The 20,849-nt window shown below is 68.7% G+C and carries 22 protein-coding genes; 11 read left to right on the top strand and 11 right to left on the bottom strand.

Annotated features, from left to right (window positions below; genetic code table 11):
• Position 1: 1 nt before the first annotated feature.
• Both PFX90_RS08170 and PFX90_RS08165 read right to left on the bottom strand, forming a co-directional pair.
• A complete protein-coding gene (locus PFX90_RS08170; RefSeq protein WP_088913749.1) occupies positions 2-367 on the bottom strand; it encodes a PH domain-containing protein in 366 nt (121 codons plus the stop codon).
• A 4-nt stretch (positions 368-371) separates the two neighbouring features.
• Entirely contained in the window at positions 372-1,493 is a 1,122-nt protein-coding gene (locus PFX90_RS08165; protein ID WP_285711905.1) for an NAD(P) transhydrogenase subunit alpha, read from the bottom strand.
• Between the two features lie 436 nt (positions 1,494-1,929).
• Here PFX90_RS08165 and PFX90_RS08160 point away from each other — a divergent pair, with 436 nt between their 5' ends.
• Together PFX90_RS08160 and PFX90_RS08155 are read left to right on the top strand one after the other, a co-directional pair.
• On the top strand, positions 1,930-3,366 hold the full coding sequence (locus tag PFX90_RS08160) for a sigma-54-dependent transcriptional regulator (RefSeq protein WP_285712056.1): 1,437 nt from the start codon (positions 1,930-1,932) through the stop codon (positions 3,364-3,366).
• A gap of 31 nt (positions 3,367-3,397) precedes the next feature.
• Positions 3,398-4,159 (top strand): SDR family NAD(P)-dependent oxidoreductase, encoded by a 762-nt coding sequence (locus PFX90_RS08155; protein ID WP_285711904.1) that lies wholly within the window; start codon positions 3,398-3,400, stop codon positions 4,157-4,159.
• Here the strand turns inward: PFX90_RS08155 and PFX90_RS08150 are convergent, their stop codons facing one another.
• From PFX90_RS08150 to folP, 3 genes are all read right to left on the bottom strand, one after another.
• The gene (locus PFX90_RS08150; protein WP_285711902.1) at positions 4,160-4,588 is read right to left on the bottom strand and encodes a hypothetical protein; all 429 of its coding nucleotides are present in this window, start codon (positions 4,586-4,588) and stop codon (positions 4,160-4,162) included.
• Positions 4,589-4,653: 65 nt separating this feature from the next.
• The gene (locus tag PFX90_RS08145; protein ID WP_285711901.1) at positions 4,654-5,802 is read right to left on the bottom strand and encodes an alkaline phosphatase D family protein; all 1,149 of its coding nucleotides are present in this window, start codon (positions 5,800-5,802) and stop codon (positions 4,654-4,656) included.
• A gap of 245 nt (positions 5,803-6,047) precedes the next feature.
• Complete coding sequence (folP, locus tag PFX90_RS08140; protein WP_285711899.1) at positions 6,048-7,160, bottom strand: dihydropteroate synthase; 1,113 nt, start codon at positions 7,158-7,160, stop codon at positions 6,048-6,050.
• Between the two features lie 127 nt (positions 7,161-7,287).
• Between folP and PFX90_RS08135 the strand changes: the two genes are divergently transcribed.
• Positions 7,288-7,452, top strand: coding sequence for a hypothetical protein (locus PFX90_RS08135; RefSeq protein WP_285711897.1), 165 nt, complete (start codon positions 7,288-7,290; stop codon positions 7,450-7,452).
• On the opposite strand, the gene PFX90_RS08130 is transcribed toward PFX90_RS08135, so the two are convergent.
• Together PFX90_RS08130 and PFX90_RS08125 are read right to left on the bottom strand one after the other, a co-directional pair.
• Positions 7,453-8,613 (bottom strand): site-specific DNA-methyltransferase, encoded by a 1,161-nt coding sequence (locus PFX90_RS08130; protein WP_285711895.1) that lies wholly within the window; start codon positions 8,611-8,613, stop codon positions 7,453-7,455.
• 196 nt (positions 8,614-8,809) lie between these two features.
• Positions 8,810-9,433: a ribonuclease HII gene (locus tag PFX90_RS08125; RefSeq protein ID WP_285711894.1), complete on the bottom strand. Its 624-nt coding sequence runs from the start codon at positions 9,431-9,433 to the stop codon at positions 8,810-8,812.
• Between PFX90_RS08125 and PFX90_RS08120 the strand changes: the two genes are divergently transcribed.
• From PFX90_RS08120 to PFX90_RS08095, 6 genes are all read left to right on the top strand, one after another.
• Positions 9,432-10,589: a PQQ-dependent sugar dehydrogenase gene (locus PFX90_RS08120; RefSeq protein WP_285711893.1), complete on the top strand. Its 1,158-nt coding sequence runs from the start codon at positions 9,432-9,434 to the stop codon at positions 10,587-10,589. The genes PFX90_RS08125 and PFX90_RS08120 overlap by 2 nt on opposite strands.
• The gene (locus PFX90_RS08115; protein ID WP_285711892.1) at positions 10,586-11,134 is read left to right on the top strand and encodes a GNAT family N-acetyltransferase; all 549 of its coding nucleotides are present in this window, start codon (positions 10,586-10,588) and stop codon (positions 11,132-11,134) included. The genes PFX90_RS08120 and PFX90_RS08115 overlap by 4 nt, the downstream gene beginning before the upstream one ends.
• Before the next feature lie 57 nt (positions 11,135-11,191).
• Positions 11,192-11,746 (top strand): DUF1285 domain-containing protein, encoded by a 555-nt coding sequence (locus PFX90_RS08110; protein WP_285711891.1) that lies wholly within the window; start codon positions 11,192-11,194, stop codon positions 11,744-11,746.
• On the top strand, positions 11,743-12,351 hold the full coding sequence (locus PFX90_RS08105) for a CoA pyrophosphatase (protein WP_285711890.1): 609 nt from the start codon (positions 11,743-11,745) through the stop codon (positions 12,349-12,351). The genes PFX90_RS08110 and PFX90_RS08105 overlap by 4 nt, the downstream gene beginning before the upstream one ends.
• Positions 12,341-13,525 (top strand): CCA tRNA nucleotidyltransferase, encoded by a 1,185-nt coding sequence (locus PFX90_RS08100; RefSeq protein WP_285711889.1) that lies wholly within the window; start codon positions 12,341-12,343, stop codon positions 13,523-13,525. Before PFX90_RS08105 ends, PFX90_RS08100 begins: the two co-directional genes overlap by 11 nt.
• A 215-nt stretch (positions 13,526-13,740) precedes the next feature.
• Positions 13,741-14,268, top strand: coding sequence for a hypothetical protein (locus tag PFX90_RS08095; protein WP_285711888.1), 528 nt, complete (start codon positions 13,741-13,743; stop codon positions 14,266-14,268).
• A 45-nt stretch (positions 14,269-14,313) separates the two neighbouring features.
• Here the strand turns inward: PFX90_RS08095 and parC are convergent, their stop codons facing one another.
• A complete protein-coding gene (gene parC, locus PFX90_RS08090; RefSeq protein ID WP_285711887.1) occupies positions 14,314-16,623 on the bottom strand; it encodes a DNA topoisomerase IV subunit A in 2,310 nt (769 codons plus the stop codon).
• Positions 16,624-16,821: 198 nt separating this feature from the next.
• Here parC and PFX90_RS08085 point away from each other — a divergent pair, with 198 nt between their 5' ends.
• Together PFX90_RS08085 and PFX90_RS08080 are read left to right on the top strand one after the other, a co-directional pair.
• Positions 16,822-17,754, top strand: coding sequence for a DUF4349 domain-containing protein (locus tag PFX90_RS08085; protein ID WP_285711886.1), 933 nt, complete (start codon positions 16,822-16,824; stop codon positions 17,752-17,754).
• A 100-nt stretch (positions 17,755-17,854) separates the two neighbouring features.
• On the top strand, positions 17,855-18,391 hold the full coding sequence (locus PFX90_RS08080; protein WP_285711885.1) for a type 1 glutamine amidotransferase domain-containing protein: 537 nt from the start codon (positions 17,855-17,857) through the stop codon (positions 18,389-18,391).
• A 12-nt stretch (positions 18,392-18,403) separates the two neighbouring features.
• Here the strand turns inward: PFX90_RS08080 and PFX90_RS08075 are convergent, their stop codons facing one another.
• Genes PFX90_RS08075 through PFX90_RS08065 form a run of 3 tightly spaced genes read right to left on the bottom strand, consistent with a single transcriptional unit; the run spans position 18,404 to position 20,801 of the window.
• Complete coding sequence (locus PFX90_RS08075) at positions 18,404-18,739, bottom strand: 2Fe-2S iron-sulfur cluster-binding protein (RefSeq protein ID WP_285711884.1); 336 nt, start codon at positions 18,737-18,739, stop codon at positions 18,404-18,406.
• A complete protein-coding gene (locus PFX90_RS08070) occupies positions 18,736-19,833 on the bottom strand; it encodes a cysteine desulfurase family protein (protein WP_285711883.1) in 1,098 nt (365 codons plus the stop codon). The genes PFX90_RS08075 and PFX90_RS08070 overlap by 4 nt, the downstream gene beginning before the upstream one ends.
• On the bottom strand, positions 19,830-20,801 hold the full coding sequence (locus tag PFX90_RS08065; RefSeq protein ID WP_419180087.1) for a cysteine desulfurase family protein: 972 nt from the start codon (positions 20,799-20,801) through the stop codon (positions 19,830-19,832). The genes PFX90_RS08070 and PFX90_RS08065 overlap by 4 nt, the downstream gene beginning before the upstream one ends.
• Positions 20,802-20,849: the final 48 nt, after the last annotated feature.

Raw genomic sequence — 20,849 nt, 5'->3', positions numbered from 1 at the left:
TTTACTTCCCAGGCGCGAGATATTCGGTCAGCAGCGTAACCAGCCCCGGCACGTCGGCCCCGCGGCTGACGTTGAAGGCGATCGGCGCGGAGCCCGAAACGGTCAGCGTCACCTCGGTATCAAGATCGAAGTGCCCCGCGCTCTCCAGCGTGAAGGTGGTGATCGCGCGGTAAGGGATGGTCAGGAAGCGCTTCTTCGATCCCGTCAGCCCCTGGATGTCGATCATCAGGATGCGGCGGTCGGTGAAGATGATCGAATCGCGCACCAGCTTGAACGCCATGCGCACGACCTCGCCCTTGCCCAGCGCATAGGCGAGATCCTCGGCGGCGTCTGCGGTATCCCAGACGGTGGCGTTGATCAGGCCCATCGGCTCAGCCGAGCAGCCGCTCGTTGACGACCTTGCCGCCCTGCGTCAGGCGGATCGCGTTCCCGATCTCCTCGTCGAGCACGGGCTTGCCCGCTTCCTTGTCCCAGAAGGCGCTGAGGAAGTTGTAGTGGTTGCGCGCAAACAGCGCCGAGGCGTCGGCGGGAAGCGCCGCGGGGGTGTTGGCGTAACCGATGATCTTGACGCCGTGCTTTTCGACGACCTGATCGGCGACCGAGCCTTCGACATTGCCCCCTTGGGCGACCGCGAGGTCATAGATCACGCTGCCGGGCTTCATCGTCGCGATCTGCGCGTCGGTGATGAGCCGCGGGGCGGCGCGGCCCGGGATGAGTGCGGTGGTGATGACGATGTCCTGCTTGGCGATGTGGCCGGAGACCAGTTCGGCCTGCGCCTTCTGGTATTCCTCGCTCATCTCGGTCGCATAGCCGCCCGAGCCTTCGCCTTCGATCCCCGCGACATTCTCGACGAAGATCGCCTTGGCGCCCAGCGACTGGATCTGCTCCTTGGTGGCGCTGCGCACGTCCGTGGCGGAAACCTGCGCGCCCAGACGCCGCGCGGTGGCGATCGCCTGAAGGCCCGCAACGCCCACGCCCATGATGAAGACGCGCGCGGCCTGCACCGTGCCGGCCGCGGTCATCATCATCGGGAAGGCGCGGCCATAGGCGTCGGCTGCTGCCAGCACCGCCTTGTAGCCGGCAAGGTTCGATTGCGAGGACAGCACGTCCATCGACTGCGCGCGGGTGATGCGCGGCATGAACTCCATCGAGAGCGCCTCGAAGCCCGCCGCGGCATAGGCCTCGACCACATCACGCTTGGTAAAAGGATCGAACAGCGCCGCCACCATCGCGCCGGGCTTCGCGCCCTTCAGCAGCGCCACATCGGGCGCCTGAATGCCGAGCACGATATCCGCATCCTTGACCGTTGCCGCCGCATCACCGACGCTCGCGCCGACTTCGGCATAGGCCGCATCGGTGATCGAGGAGATCACCCCCGCCCCTGCCTCGACCGCGACCGTGCAGCCCAGGGCGGCAAACTTCTTTGCCGTTTCCGGCGTGGCGGCAACGCGCGTCTCGCCCGAGGCGCGCTCTGTCAGGATGGCGATTTTCACGTGAGCGCGCTTAGCTGGCGATCGCGGCGACGACAGCGAAAGCGATGACCGCGATCACCGGCACGGCCCATTTCAGCGTGGCCATGAAGCCTGCGTAGGTGGCCGTGGCCTTATCCATGTCGTGAACACTCATGATGTCTCTTCCCCTTGGGCGGCCTAACGCTCGGGCGAGCGATTGGTTGCCGCATGGTTGTCGAAAAAAGCGGGCCGCGTGGCCCCTGCCGCTCCCGTATCGGAGCCGCGCGTGCTTCTCAAGCCACCTTTAATGAGAGTCCCGCCGCCCTCCTCCGCCGCGCCGCGCCCCGCGAACCTGTCCCGCAGCGGCACAGTCTTAATCGGGTTTTTACTCCTCATGGTTATCACCGGTCGCTGATGTCGGAGCCGGAACGCGTTTCCGGCCCAGCAAGGGAGCCGAACGGCACACGCGATGGCAGAGATGGATTGCCTTCCCCAGGCGCAGGATGACGCGCGGATCGTCATGCTCATCGACGACGAGCCCGCGCAGGGCCGTCTCATCACCGCGATCGCCGCGCGCGACGGGTGGCGCACGATCGTCGCCCCCGATGCCGAGACCGCCATCGCGATGCTCGGCACGCGCGAGGGGATGCAGCTTTCCGCGATCCTGCTCGATCAATGGGTGCCGGGCGACGATGCCTGCGCGCTGATCGCCGAGCTGAAGTCGCGCCGCCCCGCGCTCCCGATCCTGATGCTCACCACCAGCGCCTCGCCGCTGCTCGCTGTCGAGGCGATGCGCGCGGGCGCTTCGGACTATCTGGTCAAGCCCGTCAGCCCCGACCGCCTGATGGAAGCGCTGCGCTCGGTCACCCAGCGCGAAGCCCCGCGCGACGAGCTCGCCCCGCTGACCGAGAAGATGGCCGCCCATCTCGATTTCGACGCGATGATCGGCACCGCGCCCTCCTTCCGCGCCGCGCTCGCCCAGGCCGCCAAGGCCGCGCGCGGGCATGGCCATGTCCTCATCGAGGGCGAGAGCGGCACCGGCAAGGAAATGCTGATGCGCGCGATGCACGGCGCCAGCCCACGCGCCAAGGAAAGCTTGCGGATCATCAACCTCGCCAGCGTCCCCCCCGGCTCGATCGATTCGGTGCTGTTCGGTCACGAGCCCGGCAGCTTCCCCGGCGCCTTCGACCGCCAGATCGGCGCCTTCCAGCATTGCGACGGCGGCACGCTGATCCTCGACGAGATCGATCGCCTCACCCCCGCGCTCCAGCAGCGCCTCGCCGAAGCGCTCGAAACCGGCATCATCCGCCCCGTGGGCGCGAGCTACGGCTTCCGCGTCGACGTGCGCCTTCTGGTCACCAGCAATGTCGGGCTCGACCGGATGGTCGAAGCCGGGCAGTTCGACGCTGGCCTCGCCGCCCGCCTCGGCGCGACCCGCATCGTCCTGCCCCCCCTGCGCGAGCGCACCGGCGACATCCCCGCGCTCGCCCGCCACTTCCTCGCCCGCATCGGCGAGCAGCCGGGCCTCAACCACCTTTCGGTGAGCGACGGCGCCCTCGCATTGCTGGCCGCCTACGACTGGCCGGGCAATGTCCGCCAGCTGCAATCGGTGCTGTTCCGTGCGGCGGTCTATTGCGAGGGCAACTCGCTCACCGCCGACAGCTTCCCCCAGCTCTCCGAGATGCTCGGCGAGCAGACCGGCGGCGGCGCGGGTCACAGCCACGAGGGCGTGGGCATCATGCTCTACACCCCCGACGGCAACCTGCGCCCGCTGGAAGAGATCGAGGCCGACGTGATCCGCCTTGCCATCGGCCACTACCGCGGGCGGATGACGGAAGTAGCACGGCGGCTCGGGATCGGGCGCTCGACGCTCTACCGCAAGCTCTCCGACCTCGGGATCGACAACGCTGCTTGATCGGCGCGCCGTGCCAGCCTAGCGGCGCGGCATGACAAACCTTCAAGACTTCACCGGGCGCACCGCGCTCGTCACCGGGGCGGCTTCGGGGATCGGGGCGGCCTGCGCCAGAGCACTTGCGGCACGCGGGGCCTCGCGCCTCTGGCTGGTCGATGTCGACGCGGCCGGGATGGACGCGCTCGACCTTCCGGGCTGCGAGGTCCACCGCATCACCGGCAGCGTCGCCGACGAGGCGCTGTGGCAGGAGCTCGAGCCGCGCCTTGCCGGGCTCGACCATGCAATCGTCAACGCCGGGATCGGCGCCGGAGGCCCGCTCGCCAGCCTCACCCTTGCCGATTGGCGGCGGGTCATGGCGGTCAATCTCGACGGCGCCTTCCTGACCCTCGCCACCTCCTTGCGGGCGATGGCAGGCAAGAGCGGGAGCGTGGTCATCACCGCCTCGACCACGGGCCTCAAGCCCGTCCCCGGCATCGGCCCCTACGGCGTCTCCAAGGCTGCGGTCGCGCACATGGCCCGCATCGCTGCGGCCGAGAACGCCAAGGCCGGCATCCGCGTCAACGCCATCGCCCCCGGCGGGGTCGACACCGCGATCTGGGAGAGCGGGGAGGACTTCAAGGCCTCGGTCGCCGCCATCGGCCGCGAGGCAACCATCGCGCGCATGGCCAAGACGACCCCCTCGGGCCGCTTCGCCACCTCCGAGGAGATGGCCGACACGATCCTCTTCCTGCTCTCCGACGCTGCCGCCAACATCACCGGCCACGTGCTGGTGTCGGACGGCGGCTTCACGCTGTAGTTACGCAGGCTCGATCGTGAAGCCCTCGACCGCCGCCGGTTCCTCATAATCGGGGTGGTACATGTCGATGAAGATCATCACCTTTTCGGGCGTGCTGTCCTTGCAGGTCACCTCGTAGCCGTCGATGATCCGCTCGTAGGGCCCCATCCCGAAATTGCCGACTCGGAAGAAGGCCGGAGCCTGACCGTCGGCGCAGCGCAGCCGGGCGAGGTAGGCGCGCTGCCCGCCGGGCATGTCGGCGCGCACCGGGTTCTCCTTGCTGCCGAGCGGATAGGCCTGCGCCTTCTCGATCAGCTTGGCGAGCTTCTTGCCGCCCGGCACCTTGAAGCCGAAGATGTAGACATCGTCCTTCGCGGCCGCGGGCAACGCCGCGCCGCCTGCCAGCATCACCGCCGCCGCAATCCCTGCAAGCACCCTGCCCCGCATCATCATAAGCCCTCTCTCCGCGTTATTTCCCAGAGACTTGCACACAGCGCGCGAGCCCGCAAGCGGCATCACCAGCGGAACGTCTCGCTCGCCAGCGTCGCGCTCGCCTTGTCCTTGAGCGTGAGGGTCAGCGCCTTCGCCTTCCAGTCGATATCGACGAGACCGAAATTCTCGACCGGATAGATCTTGCCCACCCGCAGCGGATCGGGCTCGCGCTGGGAGCTGCGCTCGGCATCGTTCTCGAACGAGAGGTTCAGCGAGGAGCTGGTCAGCTCCCAGATCGTCTGGCCGCCATGTTCGGTCTTGTAGATCGCGCCCTGGTGGCGATCGCCCGAAAGCAGCACCAGCCCGCTCGCCTCGCGCGCCGCCAAGAGGTCGAGCAGCCGGGTGCGCTCGGCCGGGAAGTTGGTCCAGCCCTCGAACTGGTGCGCGGTGGTCAGCACCTGGGTCGAGGAGACCACGATCCTGAGATCGGCGGGCTTGGCCAGCTCGGCCGCCAGCCACGCCCACTGCGCCTCGCCCAGCACGGTCTTGCCCGCGCTGTCATCGGGCAGATAGCTGCCGAGCGGCTGGCGGTCCTTGGTCCAGGGCCCGCGCTTCAGGTCCGAGCGGAAGAAGCGCGTGTCGAGCAGGATCACCTGCACGCGCTTGCCCTCGGGCCCGGTGATGGTGCTGTCATAGACCCCGGGCCGCGCCTTCACCGCATCGGAGGAGCCCCAGAAAGTCTCGAACAGCGTCTCGGACCAGAGGCGGAAGGGGAAGCTGCCGCCGGCATCGTTGAGCCCGAAATCATGATCGTCCCAGGTCGCCATCATCGGCACCTTCGAGCGGAAGCCGGCGAATTCGGGGTGCGAGGCCTGCAAGGCATAGGCGCGGCGCAGCGAATCGAGCCCCGCATCGCCATCCCACCCGGCATCGCCATAGACATTGTCGCCGATCATCAGGAACAGCTGCGGATTGGCCGCCGCGATCTGCGCCCACATGTGCTGCGCCGCGCTCTGATGGTTGCAGCTGCCGACCGCAATGCGGGTGAGCGTCGCGGCGGGCGAGAGCGCGGGATTGGGGCCGGCGACCGGCATGGCGACCTTGGCTTTCAGCCCCTCGTAATAGGGCGAGAGCAACTGGTCGGGCGTGACCTCGACCGCCTGCGGGGTCTGGGCGACGCCCGGCGCGGCAACTGCGAGCAGGGCGGCGGCGGCGAGCAGGAAGGGACGCATCAAAAGACTCCTACAATCGGGTCGCTGCGATCAGCGGCAGGGGCAAGGAGCGGCTCGCCCGAAGTTCACAAAGTTCACATTGCAAAACGTGCAATCCTACAGGTATTTGCGCTGTGTTTCCGTTACTTGCTGGCCAAAACCGAAGTTCACACATTTTCGCGCGTTGCATGGGTCAGGGCAGGAGCCCGCCGCCTCACGCGACCTGGTCCGGCATAATCACCAAATCCGGAGTAGGAAAGCCGCACTTACAGCGGCGGCAGGGTGCTGTAATCGGTGAGCGCGGCGTCCTTGAGCCCGCGCCACACGTTCCTTGCCTGCACCGTCTCGAAGACGTCGTGGACGCGCAGGATGTGAACGCCCGCCTCCATCCCCTTCAATGCCAATGCGACCGATCCGGCAAGGCGCTGGCCCGCCTCCTCCTCGCGGGAGAGCGCCCCGATCATCCGCTTGCGGCTCGCCCCAAGCATCAGCGGGCTGCCGAGGCCGTGGAACAGCGGCAGGGCGTTCATCAGGGCGAGGTTCTCGGCCAGCGACTTGCCGAAGCCGATGCCGGGGTCGAGGATGATGCGGTCCTCGCCGATCCCCGCCGCAATGGCGCTGGCGCGGGCGTGGTGGAGGAAATCGAACACCTCGCTCACCACATCGACATAGCCCGGCCCCTTGTGCAGATCCTCGCCTGCGCCGGGCGCGTGCATCAGCACCACCGGGCAGCCCTCGGTGGCGACCACCTCCTTCGAGCGCGGGTCGTAACGCAGCGCCGAGACGTCGTTGGCCATGTGCGCGCCCGCCGCGAACCCCGCCGCCAGCACGCCCGCGCGGCGGCTGTCGAGGCTGATCGCGGCGCCCATGCCCGCGCAATATTCGATCGCCGGGACGACGCGGCGGATCTCCTCGTCCTCGAAGGTCGCCATCGCGCCGGGACGCGTGCTCTCGCCGCCGATGTCGATGATCGCCGCCCCCGCCTCGAGCATGGCGGCGGCATGGGCGCGGCCTGACTCGACATTGTCATGCTGGCCGCCATCGGAGAAGCTGTCGGGGGTGGTGTTGAGGATCCCCATCACCTGCGGTTGGTCGAGCCGCACGGTGCGCGCGCCCAGCTGGAGCGGCGGGTGGCTCTTGGCAAGATTGGCCCACTGCGCCGCGCCCTCGTCCGCGAGAGCGCCTGAAAGGCGCGCGAGCGCCCCCTCGATCACCTCCCGCGTGCCGGTGATCCGCTCGGCGACCTCGCGGCCATCGCGCAGCACCAGCGCGAATTCGCGGGCATAAGTCATGCTGCCCCCCAGCCGCACCGCGTCGCCCTCCACCGCCTGCGGGCCGGCAACGAGGGTGAGGGGGTAGATATAGACGGAGTCAGCCATGCGCGGTGTCTAGCAGGCGCGTGGGCTGGCGGACAACGCGGGCGCGCCAATTATCGTCAGCCCCTTCAAGTTTCACGCTTTTCTAACCCCCGCAGCATTATGCCGGGCGTCAAGGAGGCCGCGCAACATGCTGGCAATCATGGAATTGTTTCTCGACGCCCAGTCGATCGGGCAGGACATCCGCCGGGACCGCGAGGAAAACCGCAGGCGGCGCGGGGGCAGAATGCGAGTGACCTACGGCCTGCTGATCGCGGTCGTCCTGATCGTGCTGGCGGTGTTCAAGCTGTTCTGATCAGTCCTCGGCTGCGAGCAGGTAGAGCTGCCGCGCGGCGTTGATCGGCTGCACTTCTCCGCCCTGCTCGTAGTGCCAGAAGGCCCAGCCGTTGCAGCTCGGCGCGCCTTGCAGCTCCTTGCCGAGGCCGTGGATCGAGCCGGTCTTGCCATCGCATTCAAGGCTGCCGTCGGTGCGCACGGTGGCGATGAAGCGGCGCTTGCGGTCGAACACCTGGCTGCCGGGCGGGATCAGCCCCGCCTCCACCACCGCGCCGAACGCCACCTTGGGCGCGGTGCGCGGGCTCTGCATCGTGGTGAGCGCGCTTTCATCGAGCGGCAATTCGCGGGCGATGCGCTTGGTCGCCACTTCCCGGTAGAAATCCTCGCGCTCGCAGCCGATCCATTCGCGGCCCAGCCGCTTGGCGACCGCCCCGGTCGTGCCGGTGCCGAAGAAGGGATCGAGCACGACGTCGCCCTTCTCGGTGGTCGCCAGCAGCACGCGGTAGAGCAGCGCCTCGGGCTTCTGGGTGGGGTGCGCCTTCTTGCCGTTTTCCTTCAGCCGCTCGCCGCCCGAGCAGATCGGCAGCACCCAGTCCGAGCGCATCTGGAGCTCGTCATTCAAGGTCTTCATCGCGCGATAGTTGAAGTGGTAGCGCGACTTCTCGCCCATGCTCGCCCAGATCAGCGTTTCATGCGCGTTGGTGAAGCGGGTGCCCTTGAAGTTGGGCATGGGGTTGGTCTTGCGCCAGACGATGTCGTTGAGGATCCAGAACCCGAGGTCTTGCAGGATCGACCCCACGCGGAAGATGTTGTGGTAGGAGCCGATCACCCACAGCGCGCCATCGGGCTTCAGCACGCGGCGCGCCTCTGCCAGCCATTCGCGGGTGAACTTGTCATAGGCGGCCATGCTGTCGAACCGGTCCCAGTGGTCGGTCACGGCATCGACATGGCTGCCATCGGGCCGCGCGAGATCGCCGCCCAGTTGCAGGTTGTAGGGCGGATCGGCGAAGACGAGGTCGACGCTGGCCTTGGGCAGCGAGCGCATCGCGGCGATGCAGTCACCTGGCAGGATGCGGCCCAGCGGGAGATCGGCGCGAACGATTTCTTGCGCCTTTACAGCGCTTTTCGCACGCGACTTCACCTTTTCTATCACGCCTGCCACGGGGCCCTCGCCTGTCATGTATGGGAACTTATCCACAGGCATGAGTCTTTGAAGAGTCCGCGTCAAGCCTCTAATTTTGCGCGGGGATTGCGGCAGCGACCAGCGCGCGGGCGGAACGAAACGAGTCCGGCACAAGATGTTGAGTCCGGCAGGCAGCCGGGGACTCCGGATATGGGGGTGTGGCGGGGAGGACTCACCCTCGCCCGAAGGCGATCTAGATCAGCACCAGTTGCGAGACCGGCGCAAAGCTGCGGCGGTGGAGCGGGCTCGGGCCGTGGAGACGAAGCGCTTCCATGTGTTCGGTGGTGCCGTAGCCCTTGTTGCGCTCCCAGCCGTAATGCGGGTGCGCGGCCGCCGCTTCCAGCATCATGCGGTCGCGCCATTCCTTGGCGATGATCGAGGCGGCCGAGATGGCGGGCTCGATCCCGTCCCCGCCCACGATAGCGCGCGCGGGCCAGCACCAGTCGGGGCAGCGGCCGTGGGGCGTGAGGTTGCCGTCGATCAGCACCTCCTGCGGCCCGCGCCCGAGCGCCGCGGTCAGCGCCGCGACCGCGCGGGTCATCGCGTGCATCGTCGCCATGAAGATGTTGAGCCGGTCGATCTCCTCGGGCTCCACCACCGCGACCGCCCATCCGCAGCCCTGCCGGATCGCTTCGTCGAGCCGCGCGCGGCGCTTTGCGGAAAGGCGCTTGGAATCGTCGAGCCCCGCAGGTATCGCCGCGCCCAGAACCACCGCCGCGGCCACCACCGGCCCCGCGAGCGGCCCGCGCCCTGCCTCGTCGACGCCGATCACCAGCGGCGCGCCCGAGGCGATCAATTCCGGAGTGACCCCAAGCATGATCCGTTCTGCCCGTTTGCTCGCCGCTCTTTCGACCCCCGCGCTGATGCTGGCAAGCTGCGCCAATGCGCAAACCGGGGAAAGCGATGCCGCGCCGGCCGCAGCCGCGTTCGAGACCACCGATGTCGCCGGCTTCGAGGAGCCCTGGGCGATCGCCTTCGCCCCCGGCACAGCGACCCTGTTCGTCACCGAGAAGGCGGGCACGGTGAAGCTGATCGACACCAAGACCGGCGAGACCGCCACCGTCGCGGGCGCGCCCAAGGTCGATTACGGCGGCCAGGGCGGGCTCGGCGATATCGCCTTCCTCCCGGCCGAGGCCGCTAGCACGCTCGGCACCCGCACGATCTACCTCAGCTGGGCCGAGGCGGGCGAAGGCGACACCCGCGGTGCGGTGGTCGGCAAGGGCAAGCTGGTGTGCTCGGCGCCCACCACCTGCGCGATCGAAGGCCTCAATGTCATCTGGCGCCAGACCCCCAAGGTCACCGGGCGCGGGCATTATTCGCACCGCATCACCTTCTCGCCCGACGGCAAGTACATGTTCGTCACCAGCGGCGAGCGGCAGAAGGGCGCGCCTTCGCAGGATACCGGCACAACGCTCGGCAAGATCGTGCGCCTCAATCTCGATGGCACACCGGCTGCCGGCAATCCGCTGGAAAGCAAGGGCGGGGTGAGCGCCGAAATCTGGTCCTACGGCCACCGCAACCTGCTCGGCATCGCGTGGGACGCCGAGGGCCGCTTGTGGGAAGTCGAGCACGGCCCGGCGGGCGGTGACGAGCTTAACCTCGTCAAACCCGGTGCCAATTACGGCTGGCCGGTGCGCTCCAACGGCGATCATTACAATGGCGACAACATTCCCGATCACGAGCCGACGGACGGCTTTGCCCAACCCGCGCTCAGCTGGAACCCGGTGATCGCGCCGGGCGGGATGATCTTCTACACCGGCGACCAGTTCCCGGCGTGGAAGGGCCATGCGCTGATCGCCGGTCTCGCCACGCAGGCGATCGTCGATGTCGCGATCGAGGGCGAGAGCGCGCGCGAAGTCGCCCGCCACGAATTCGACAACCGCCTGCGCGCCATCGCGCAAGGGCCCGACGGAGCGATCTGGGTGGCGCAGGACGGCAAGGGCGCGCGGCTCTTGAAGCTCACCGCGAAATGAGCGCAAGCCCCCGCGCCGCTGCCGGCGCTGCAACGATCATCCCGCTCGAGGCGGTCGAACCCGCCATGATCGAGGAAGTGCTCGACCGCGCCTTCGGGCCGGATCGCCATGCGCGCACCGCCTATCGCATCCGCGAGGGCATGGGCTGGCTGCCGGGCCTGAGCCTTGCCGCGCTCGACGAGGACGATCTGCTGGTGGCGACGATCCAGTGCTGGCCAGTGGGCTTGCAGACAAAGCAGGGGCAGGTGCCGCTGGTGATGGTCGGCCCCGTCGCCGTGGTGCCTGAACGGCAGGGCGAAGGCTTTGGCGTCGGGCTGATGAGCGCGATGTTGGCCGAGGATGCACGGCTTTCTGCCGCAGGTCGCGGCGCTCTGCCGCAAGTGCTGATCGGCGATGCCTCCTATTACGGCCGCTGGGGCTTCTCCGCCGCCATGACCGGCGGCTGGCGCTGCCCGGGCCCCTACGAACAGGACCGCCTCCTCGCCCGCGGCCACGGGCTTGCCGCAATGCCGTCCGAAGGCATGCTCGGGCCGTGGGAAGGTTAGATAAGGGAAGGTAACCCCTTCACCTTCCCCGCCCCATCTGCCATCCCCGTTCCCGCCATGCCCTATGATCCGCCCCCGCACCTTGCCGGCCTGACCCTCGCCGAGATCGCCGCGCTGGTCGAGCAGCGCCAGCTGCCGCCGGTCGAACAGTGGTCGCCCGCCAAGCTCGGCGAGAGCAACATGGTGATCGCCGCCGACGGGACGTGGTTCCACGAGGGCGGCGTGATCCGGCGCGAGGCGATGGTGCGCGCCTTTGCGAGCCTGCTCACCCGCGACGATGCGGGCCATCACTGGCTGGTCACCCCGGTCGAGAAGCTCGCGATCGAGGTCGAGGACGCCGCCTTCATCGCCACCGATTGCGTGCGCAAGGACGATGCGCTGGTGCTGCGCACCAACACCGACGAGCTTGTGATCGCCGGCCCGGGCCATGCCTTGCGCGCGGCGGGCACGGCCGAGGAGCCCGCGCTCTACCTCCACGTGCGGCGCGGGTGCGAGGCGCGATTGAACCGATCGACCTGGGCGCAGCTCGCCGAGATCGCGCTGGCCGAGGGCGCGGAAGCGAACGGCTGGCAGGTCACCAGCCGGGGCGAGGCGTTCCGGCTGCTGCCATGAGCCTCTACGATCCCCTCGTCCGCGCCTTTGCCGAGGGCCATGCGCGCGACATTCCCGACCTCCTGAGCGACGCGCACTTTGCAGCTGAAGGCCGCGCGACGCCCGCCGCGGTGCTGATCGCGATCACCGATGTGCCGCGTGATCCGCAGGTGATCCTCACCCAGCGCCCCACCGCGATGCGCGATCATCCGGGGCAGGTCGCTTTTCCCGGCGGCAAGCTCGATCCGGGCGAGGACGCTGTCACCGCCGCCCTGCGCGAGGCCGAGGAGGAGCTGGCCCTGCCGCGCGAGGCCGTCCGCGTGATCGGCACCAGCGATGACTATCACACCGGCACGGGCTTTCTGGTGACCCCGGTGGTGGGCGTCGTGCCCCCCGGCCTGCCGCTCGTCCCCAACCCGCAGGAGGTCGAGGCGTGGTTCGAGGCCCCCCTCGCCCTGCTGCTCGATCCGGCCAGCTGGAGCACCAACGAGGTGTTCTGGCGCGGGGCGAACCGGCGTTATCTCGAACTCGACTGGCAGGGTTTCCGCATCTGGGGCGTGACCGCGGCGATCATCGCCAACCTGTCGCGCCGCGTGTCGCTGGAGGCACTGCGCGATGCTGCGTGATCTCGGCGAGGCGGGCTGGACGAAGCGCGAAGGGCTTGTGGCCCTGTCGCGCGCGCTCGGCGCAGACAACATCCGCTGGGTCGGCGGGGCGGTGCGCGACGGCTTGCTGGGGGTGGCGGTCGCGGATGTGGACTGCGCGACGAAGCTCATGCCCGCCGAGGTGATCGCCGCCTGCGGCCGTGCCAGCATCCGCACCGTGCCGACCGGGATCGACCACGGCACCGTCACCGCGATCCTCAAGGACGGGCCCGTCGAGGTCACCACCTTGCGCCGCGATGTCGCCACCGACGGCCGCCGCGCGACCATCGCCTTCGCCTCCGACTGGCCCGAGGACGCCGCGCGGCGCGATTTCACCATCAACGCGCTCTATGCCCACCCCGAGACTTTGGAGATCGCCGACTGGTTCGGCGGGCTCGCCGATCTCGAAGCGCGCCGCGTGCGCTTCATCGGCGACGCGCGCCAGCGGATCGCCGAGGACCACCTGCGCATCCTGCGCTACTACCGCTTCCAGACCCGCTTCGGCGCGGATCTCGACGACGAGGCCGAGGATGCTTGCGCCGAACTCGCCCATACCCTGAAGGGCCTCAGCCGCGAGCGAATTGCGAGCGAGCTGCTCGCCCTGCTCGGCCTGCCCGATCCCCATGCCACGGTGGCGAGGATGCGCGCGCGCGGCGTGCTGCCGGTGATCCTGCCCGAGGCCTGCCCGCCGCAGATCGCGGGGCTTCGCCGATTGATCGAAGCCGAAAGCGCGCAGGGCATCGCCCCCGATCCCGTCCGGCGGCTGGCGGCGCTGCTCCCCCCCAGCCCCGAGACCGCCGAGACCGTCGCCGCGCGCCTCCGGCTCTCCAAGGCGCAGCGCACCCGCCTTGTTGCCGCCGCCGAGCGCAAGCCCGAGGACAGCGCGAACCCCAAGGCGCTCGCCTATCGCCTCACCCCGCCCCTCGCCATCGACCGGCTGCTGCTGAGCGGCGGCGATGCGCGGGTGCTGGAGGGCTGGAGCGTCCCCGCCTTCCCGCTCAAGGGCGGCGCAATCGTCGCGCGCGGGGTGACGGCGGGGCCTGCGGTGGCGCGAATCCTCCAGCAAGTCGAAGCGCGCTGGCTCGCCGAGGGCTTCCCCGAACCCGCCCGCATCGACGAAATCCTCGCCGAAGAGCTCGCGCGCGCCGCCCCCTGACCGGCACGGCCCGCCGAAACCCGCACCAAAAGCGCGACGAGCGCAGCTCGCAAGGGCCCAAGATGAATGGCGCCGTTCATGAAACGGGGGCTAGTTTTGTTCCTGCGGGTCACCCCCCGAAGCGCCCGACAGGCGCAATGGCCCGCACACCCCATGGCCGGTCCTGCCATCCCCTGGCAGGTCCACCCCCGGCCGATGATGTAGGGAGCAGAACGATGAAGAATCTCAAGCTGGCGCTGCTTGCGGGCGCCCTCGCCGTCACCCCCGCCGCCGCTTTCGCGCAGGAGGTCGGCGCCACGATCTACGGCTCCGACGGCAATGAAGTCGGCACCGTCGCCGAGGTCAATGATCAGGTGGTCGTGATCGACACCGGCAAGCACAAGGCCCCGGTGCCGGTGAACATGATCGCCGATGGCGAGAAGGGCAAGACCGTGGGCGCGACCAAGGACCAGGTCGACACCATGATGGACGAGCGCATCGCCGAGGCCAATGCCAAGCGCGACGCCGCGCTGGTTCAGGGCGCGGCGGTGATCTCGGCCGGCGGACGCGATGCGGGCAAGCTCGGCAAGGTCGACCTTGCCGCCGACAGCGTCGAACTGCTCGCCCCGGAAGGCACCTTCCCGTTGAAGAAGGAGCACTTCGCGGTGAACGCGCAAGGCCAGCTGATGGTGCTGTTCAGCAAGGACCAGATCGCCGCGGCGGCCGCCAAGGCGGGTTCCGCGAGGCCCTCGGGCGGCAAATAAGCCGTAAGCGCGGCCGGGCGGCCTATGCTGCCCGGCCGCATCGCTTCACGAGAAGCGGTTGTTCTTGGGGAAGCCCTGCGGCGGCATCCGTCCGGCCGCGCCCCGCGCGACCTTCCACATGCGGATCTCGGTCTCGGTGCGGGTGCGCTCGCCCGAGCCGCCCATCTGCCAGCTGAGGCCATCGGCCAGCACGAAGGTCGTCGCATCGGCCATCCCCCCGTCGCGGTAGCGTTGCAGCTGCACCCCCTGCCCGCGCGCCATCACCGGCAGTTCGTCGAGATGGAACACCACCAGCTTGCGGTTGTCGCCGACCACCGCGACATGGTCGTGGCCCTCGCCGATCGGGCGGATCACTGACAGCTTCGCCCCGTCCTTCAGGTTCACCACCTGCCGGCCCTTGCGGGTCTCGGCGAGCAGCTCGTTCATCTCGGCGACGAAGCCCTTGCCGTGGCTCGAGGCGAGCAGCAGGCGGCCGCCCGCGCGGTGGACCATCAGCGCGCTGACATTGGCCTCGCTCTCGAGGTCGATCATGGTGCGCACCGGCTCGCCGAACCCGCGCGCGCCGGGGAGCTTGTCGCAGCCCAGCGTGAAGAACCGCCCGTCGGAGGCGGCGAGGAGCAGCTTGTCGGTCGTCTGGGCGTGGAGGATGAAGGCGAGGCCGTCGCCCTCCTTGTATTTGAACTCCTGATCGAGCGGCACATGCCCGCTCGCCGCGCGGATCCAGCCCTTTTGGCTGAGGATCACCGTCACTGGCGCCTTCTCGATCATGGCGTCCATGCTGAATTCGACCGTCGCGGCAGCTTCCGCGATCAGCGTGCGGCGACGCCCAAGCGGCGTATCCTCGGCATAGGCCTTGCGCAGATTGCGCAGATCGCGCTTCAGCCGCGTGCGCTGCTTCGCCGGACTTTCGAGCAGCGCAGTGAGCTCAGCCTCCTCGGCCAGCAGCTCGTCCTGCTCCTTGCGCAGCTGCATCTCTTCGAGCTTGCGCAGGGAGCGCAACCGCATGTTGAGGATCGCCTCGGCCTGCCGGTCGGTGAGCTCGAACTCGGCCATCATTACCGGCTTGGGCTCGTCCTCGGTGCGGATGATTTCGATCACCCGGTCGAGATTGAGGAAGGCGATGATGTAGCCGCGCACCAGCTCGAGCCGGTCGGCGATCTTCTCGAGCCGGTGCTTCGCGCGGCGCTGCAGGATGTCGATCTGGGCGAAGGTCCAGCTTTCAAGCAGCTCCTTCAGCCCCATCACCATCGGCGTTCGCCCGAACCCGGGCCGCGCGTCGAGGACGTTCAAGTTGAGACCGAAGCGGGTCTCCAGATCGGTGAGCTTGAACAGGCTCTCCTTGAGCAGCTCGGGATCGACATTGCGGCTCTTGGGGACGAGCACGATACGGATCGCGGTGTCGCTCTCGTCGCGCACGTCCTCGAGGATCGGGAGCTTGCGATCGGCAATCGCCTGAGCGATCTGCTCGATCAGCTTGGACTTGGGCACCTGATAGGGGATTTCCGAGATGACCAGCTGCCACTGGCCCCCGCCGAGGCGCTCGATCCCCTGCGCGATGTCGGCCTCGTCCTTGGCCTCGGGCGCAAGGAAGCGGCCGCGCAGGCGGAAGGCGCCGCGGCCGGTGCGGTAGGCCTCGCTGATCGCGGCCGCGCTGTCGATCACCTGGCCGCCGGTGGCGAAATCGGGGCCTTTGAACAGCTCCATCAGGCGTTCGTGCGTGACCGAGGGATTGTCGATCAGTTCGAGCGTCGCGTCGATGATCTCGGCGACATTGTGGCTGGGGATGGAGGTCGCCATCCCGACCGCGATCCCGCTCGCGCCGTTGGCGAGGAGGTTGGGGAACAGGCCGGGGAAGATCTCTGGCTCGATCTCCTCGCCGTTGTAGGTCGGGAGGAAATCGACCGTGCCCTCATCCAGCCCCGCCATCAGCTCCAATGCGGTGCGGGTCAGGCGGGCTTCGGTGTAGCGGTAGGCGGCGGCGTTATCCCCATCGACATTGCCGAAATTCCCCTGCCCCTCGACCAGCGGGTAACGCAGCGAGAAGTCCTGCGCGAGGCGCACCATCGCGTCATAGACGCTGGCATCGCCATGCGGGTGATACTTGCCGATCACGTCCCCCACCACGCGGGCGGATTTCTTGAAGGCATCGCTCGGATTGAGCTTCAGCTGGCGCATCGCCCACAACAGGCGGCGGTGGACCGGCTTCAGCCCGTCCCGCAGGTCGGGCAGCGAGCGCGCGGTGATCGTCGAGAGCGCATAGACCAGATAGCGCTCGGACAGGGCGGCATCGAAGGGCGCATCGACGATCGCGTCGAAGCCGTCGTCGGGGGTGTCGGTGGTGGGGGGCGCGGCCATGCTCCCCCATAACAACCGCCGCGCGCCCGAGGGAGAGGGGTTTCCACAGGGTTGCAAATTTCATGGCCGCGGAGATCGCGGCAAGAATGTGGCAAAATTGCGGTTGGATTATGGCGAAAATAAGGCATGATTGCGGCGAAACTGAGGCAGAGGTGCTGAGTCGCACCCCGCCGGCCAGCTTCACCGAGGAGAGAACCCATGCGTAAGATCCTGATTTGCGCCGTTTCCGTCACTGCCCTCACCCTCACCGCCTGCAGTAAGCCGCGCGATGACACCGACGCCAGCTATGCCGACAGCAGCGAGACCGCCGTCGCTGCCGAGGCGATGAGCTCCAGCGAAGCCGCCCCTCCCGCCCCGCAGCAGCGCTCCGATGCGGCGAGCAAGGCGATGCCCGAACTCGAGAAGATCCCCACCAGCCTCCCCCAGCTCGCCTACGAATATGACTATCGCTGGAAGCTCGAGGCGGACGCCATTGGCGGCCTACAGCGCCGCCACGCTTCGCTGTGCGAGCAGCAGGGCCCAGCCTCGTGCCAGATCATCGGCATGACCAAGACGGGGGCGGAAGCGGGCGAGGTCGAGGGCGTGCTCGAAATGGCGGTCGCCACGCGGCAGGCCCGCGCGTTTGGCGCGCTGCTCGAGGACGAGGCGCTCGATGCCGGGGCAGAGCAGGTCTCGGCCGAAATCGCCTCGGAGGAGCTCTCCAAGCAGATCGTCGACACCGAGGCCCGCGTGCGCGCCCGCGCCGAATTGCGCGACCGGCTGACCGAGGTGCTGCGCAACCGCAAGGGCAAGGTCAGCGAACTGGTCGAGGCCGAACGCAGCCTCGCGGAGGTCAACGAGGAGATCGATCAGGCGAAGAGCTGGCTCAGGGAAATGAGCGGCCGTGTCGCCTATAGCCGCGTTACCGTGCGCTATGAGACCGGCGGGGGTGCGGGCGGCAATTTCCTGCGGCCGGTCAAGGGCGCGCTCGGATCATTGGGCTCGATCTTCGGCGTGATCGCGGCGCTGCTGATCCTCGCGGGCGCGCTGGCGCTGCCGCTGGGCGCAGGCTGGTGGGCGCAGAACGCGGTGCGCCGCCGCTTCGCCGCCGCCAACCCTGCGCCAGTGCCCGAGGCGCCCAAGGCCTCCTGACCCTCGTCCCGCCGCGCGCGCCCTGCGCTCCGCCGTGCCGGGCGGAACACGGGGGCGCGCGGCGGGCTAGTCCCGGGGAACCCCACCACAGGAGACCCCCATGCAACGCATCCTCATCATCGCCACCGACGGTTACGAACAGTCCGAACTGACCGAGCCCAAGCGCCTGCTCGAAGAAGCCGGCGCGCAGGTTACCGTCGCAAGCCTGAAGCCGGGGGAGATCAAGGGGTGGGACCAGAAGGACTGGGGCGACAGCGTCGCGGTCGACCTCACCATCGGGGACATCGTCACCGGGGATTACGACGCGCTGCTGCTCCCCGGCGGGCAGATGAACCCCGATGTCCTGCGCATGGAGCACAAGGTGATCGAGGTGGTGCGCGAATTCGACGCCGCGGGCCTGCCGATCGCGGCGATCTGCCACGCCCCCTGGCTGCTGGCCGAGGCCGACATCATCGAAGGCCGCTCGGTCACCGGCTGGCCCTCGATCCGCACCGACCTCGCCAATGCCGGTGCGGCGGTGGTCGACGAGGAGGTGGTGGTCGACGGCAACCTTATCACCAGCCGCAAGCCGGGTGACATCCCCGCCTTCACCGAGGCGCTGATGGCCGCGCTCAATATGGAGCAGGCCGAGGCCTGAGGCGGGGCGCGGCTACATCCGCCGCGCGTCGGCGCTGGCGGCGGGGATGGTGACGGTGAGGCCGTCCATCTCCGCGGTCAGCTCGATCTGGCAGGAAAGGCGCGAGGTGCGCCGCGCTCCGGCCGCGAAATCGAGCATGTCCTCCTCCTCCTCGGTCGCGGGCGGCAGGCGGTCGAACCATTCGGCGGCGACGATCACGTGGCAGGTCGAACACGCCATCTGTCCCTCGCAGGTGCCCTCGAGCGGGAGCCCCGCCGCCTGGCCGACGCGCAGCAGGTTGTCGCCCGGCTCAGCGGTGGCGGCGACCGGCTTGCCGCGCTGGTCGAGGAAGGTGATGGTGATGCTCACAGGCCTTGCTCCTTGGCGGCGGCGAGAATCGCGGCGGCGGCGGTTTCGATCTCTTGTGCCGTCGTATAGCGCCCGAAACCCAATCGGATAGAGGACTTTGCCTCGACGTCGGAGAGGCCGATGGCGCGCAGCACATGGCTCGGCCGGCCCGATCCGGAGGCGCAGGCGCTCCCTGCGGAGAACATGACATTGCGGCAGTCGCTCATCAGCCGGGCGACATCGAGGCCATCGCGCCGGATGTTGAGATTGCCGTGCCAGCGATCCACCGCGCTGCCGTTCAGCTCCCAGCCCGCGAAGGCCTCGCGCGCGATGTTCCACAAAAGTTCCACGTGAAACATTTGCGCTTCTAGCCCCTCCTGCGCCACCTGCGCCGCCGCCCCGAACCCGGCGCACAGGGCGGGCGAGAGCGTGCCTGACCTGAGGCCGCCCTCCTGCCCGCCGCCATGCAGCAGCGGCGCGGGCGCGGGGGCATCGGGGCCGAGCCACAAGGCGCCGATCCCCTTGGGCCCGTGGACCTTGTGCGCGGAGACAGCGATATAGTCCGCCGCGACCTCGACCGGCACCTTGCCATAGGCCTGCACCGCATCGACCAGCACCCGCGCGCCGGAGCGGCGGGCGATCTCGACCACCGGGGCGAGCGGGTTCCTGACGCCGATCTCGTTGTTGATCGCCATCACCGCGACGAGCCCAGTGTGCGGGGTGATCGCGGCCTCGAGCGCGGCGAGGTCGGCGCGGCCGTCGGGGGTGACCGGGAGGATGGTGAAGCGCCGCCCCTGCGCCTCGACCGCGCGCGCGCAATCGAGCACCGCGGCGTGTTCGGTTGCGAAGGTGAGGACATCGCCGGTTGTGCCGAGGATCACCGTGTCGATCGCCTCGGTCGCGCCGCTGGTGAACACCAGCCGACCGCTCTCGGGCAAGAGTGCCGCAACCCGCTCGCGCGCGGTCTCGACCGCGGCCGCGGCCATGCGGCCCATGCGGTGGGGGGAATGGGGGTTGCCGAAAGTGTCGCTCTCCGGCCCGCCAAGCCAGCGCAGCATCGCCTCGCGCGCTTCGGGGGCGAGGGGCGTGGTGGCCTGGTAGTCGAGGTAGATCATGCGAGCGACGCCCAGACCTCGGCGAAGCGCTCCAGTTCCTCGGGCGTGGTCGACCACCCGAGGCTCACCCGGATCGTGCGCGCCGCCACATCGTCGGGCACCCCGAACGCATCGAGCACCCGGCTTTTCTTGAGCGTGCCCGAGGAACACGCGCTCCCCGCCGAGACCGCGAAGCCCATGGCGTCGAGGCGGATGAGGAGGGCCTGCGCGCTCATGGTGGGGTGGGTCAGCGCGATGATGTGCGGGCACTGGGAGCTGGGGGCGATGATCTGCGCGTGGCGGGCCAACGCCTTCTTGAAGGCGAACTGCCGCTCGACATCCACGCCCCATGATTCATAGCCGCCCGCTTCGAGGGCAGCAGCCATGCCCATTGCGGCCGGCAGGTTCTCGGTGCCCTGCCGATAGCCCCGCTCATGGCCGCCAACTGGCTCAAGCAGCGCAAAATCGCGCACCAGCAGCGCGCCAATGCCGATCGGGCCGCCGAACTTGTGCGCCGAGATCACCAGCATCTCTGCCTGTGGCAGCACAAGTTTGCCCGCACCCTGCGAGCAATCGACGAGCAGCGTGCCGCCCTTGTCCCTGACGATGTCGGCAAGGGTCGTGCGGGCGTAGGGCAGAAGCACTGTTCCGGTTTCGGAATTGACCTGCTGCACGGCGACCAGCGCGCCTGTGCAGTCGGGCAGCGTGTCGGGATCGACCTCGCCTTCGGTAAGCGGCACGACCTCGGCATCCGGTGCCGCACGGAACACCGCGTCATGCTCGACCGCGCTGACGATACGGCGCTCCGCCTTCGCGCGATTGAGCGCAATCCAAAGGGCCTCGCTCGCGCCGCTCGTGAAAATCAGCTCCCCGCTCCACCCCAGCGCGCGCTTGATCCGCTCGCGCGCATCCTCGAGCGCGGCGCGGGCGCGGCGGCCTTCGGCGTGGGGGCTGGAGGGGTTCGCCCACAGGCGAAACCCCTCCTCCATCGCCGCCTTCGCCTCGGGGCGCAGCGGCGAGGTGGCGGCGTGGTCGAG

The sequence above is a fragment of the Erythrobacter oryzae genome, assembly GCF_030271515.1.
In the GTDB taxonomy this organism is placed as follows: domain Bacteria; phylum Pseudomonadota; class Alphaproteobacteria; order Sphingomonadales; family Sphingomonadaceae; genus Erythrobacter; species Erythrobacter oryzae.
The sequence above is the reverse complement of the archived record's forward strand: the minus strand, read 5'-3'. Positions and strand labels throughout refer to the sequence as shown.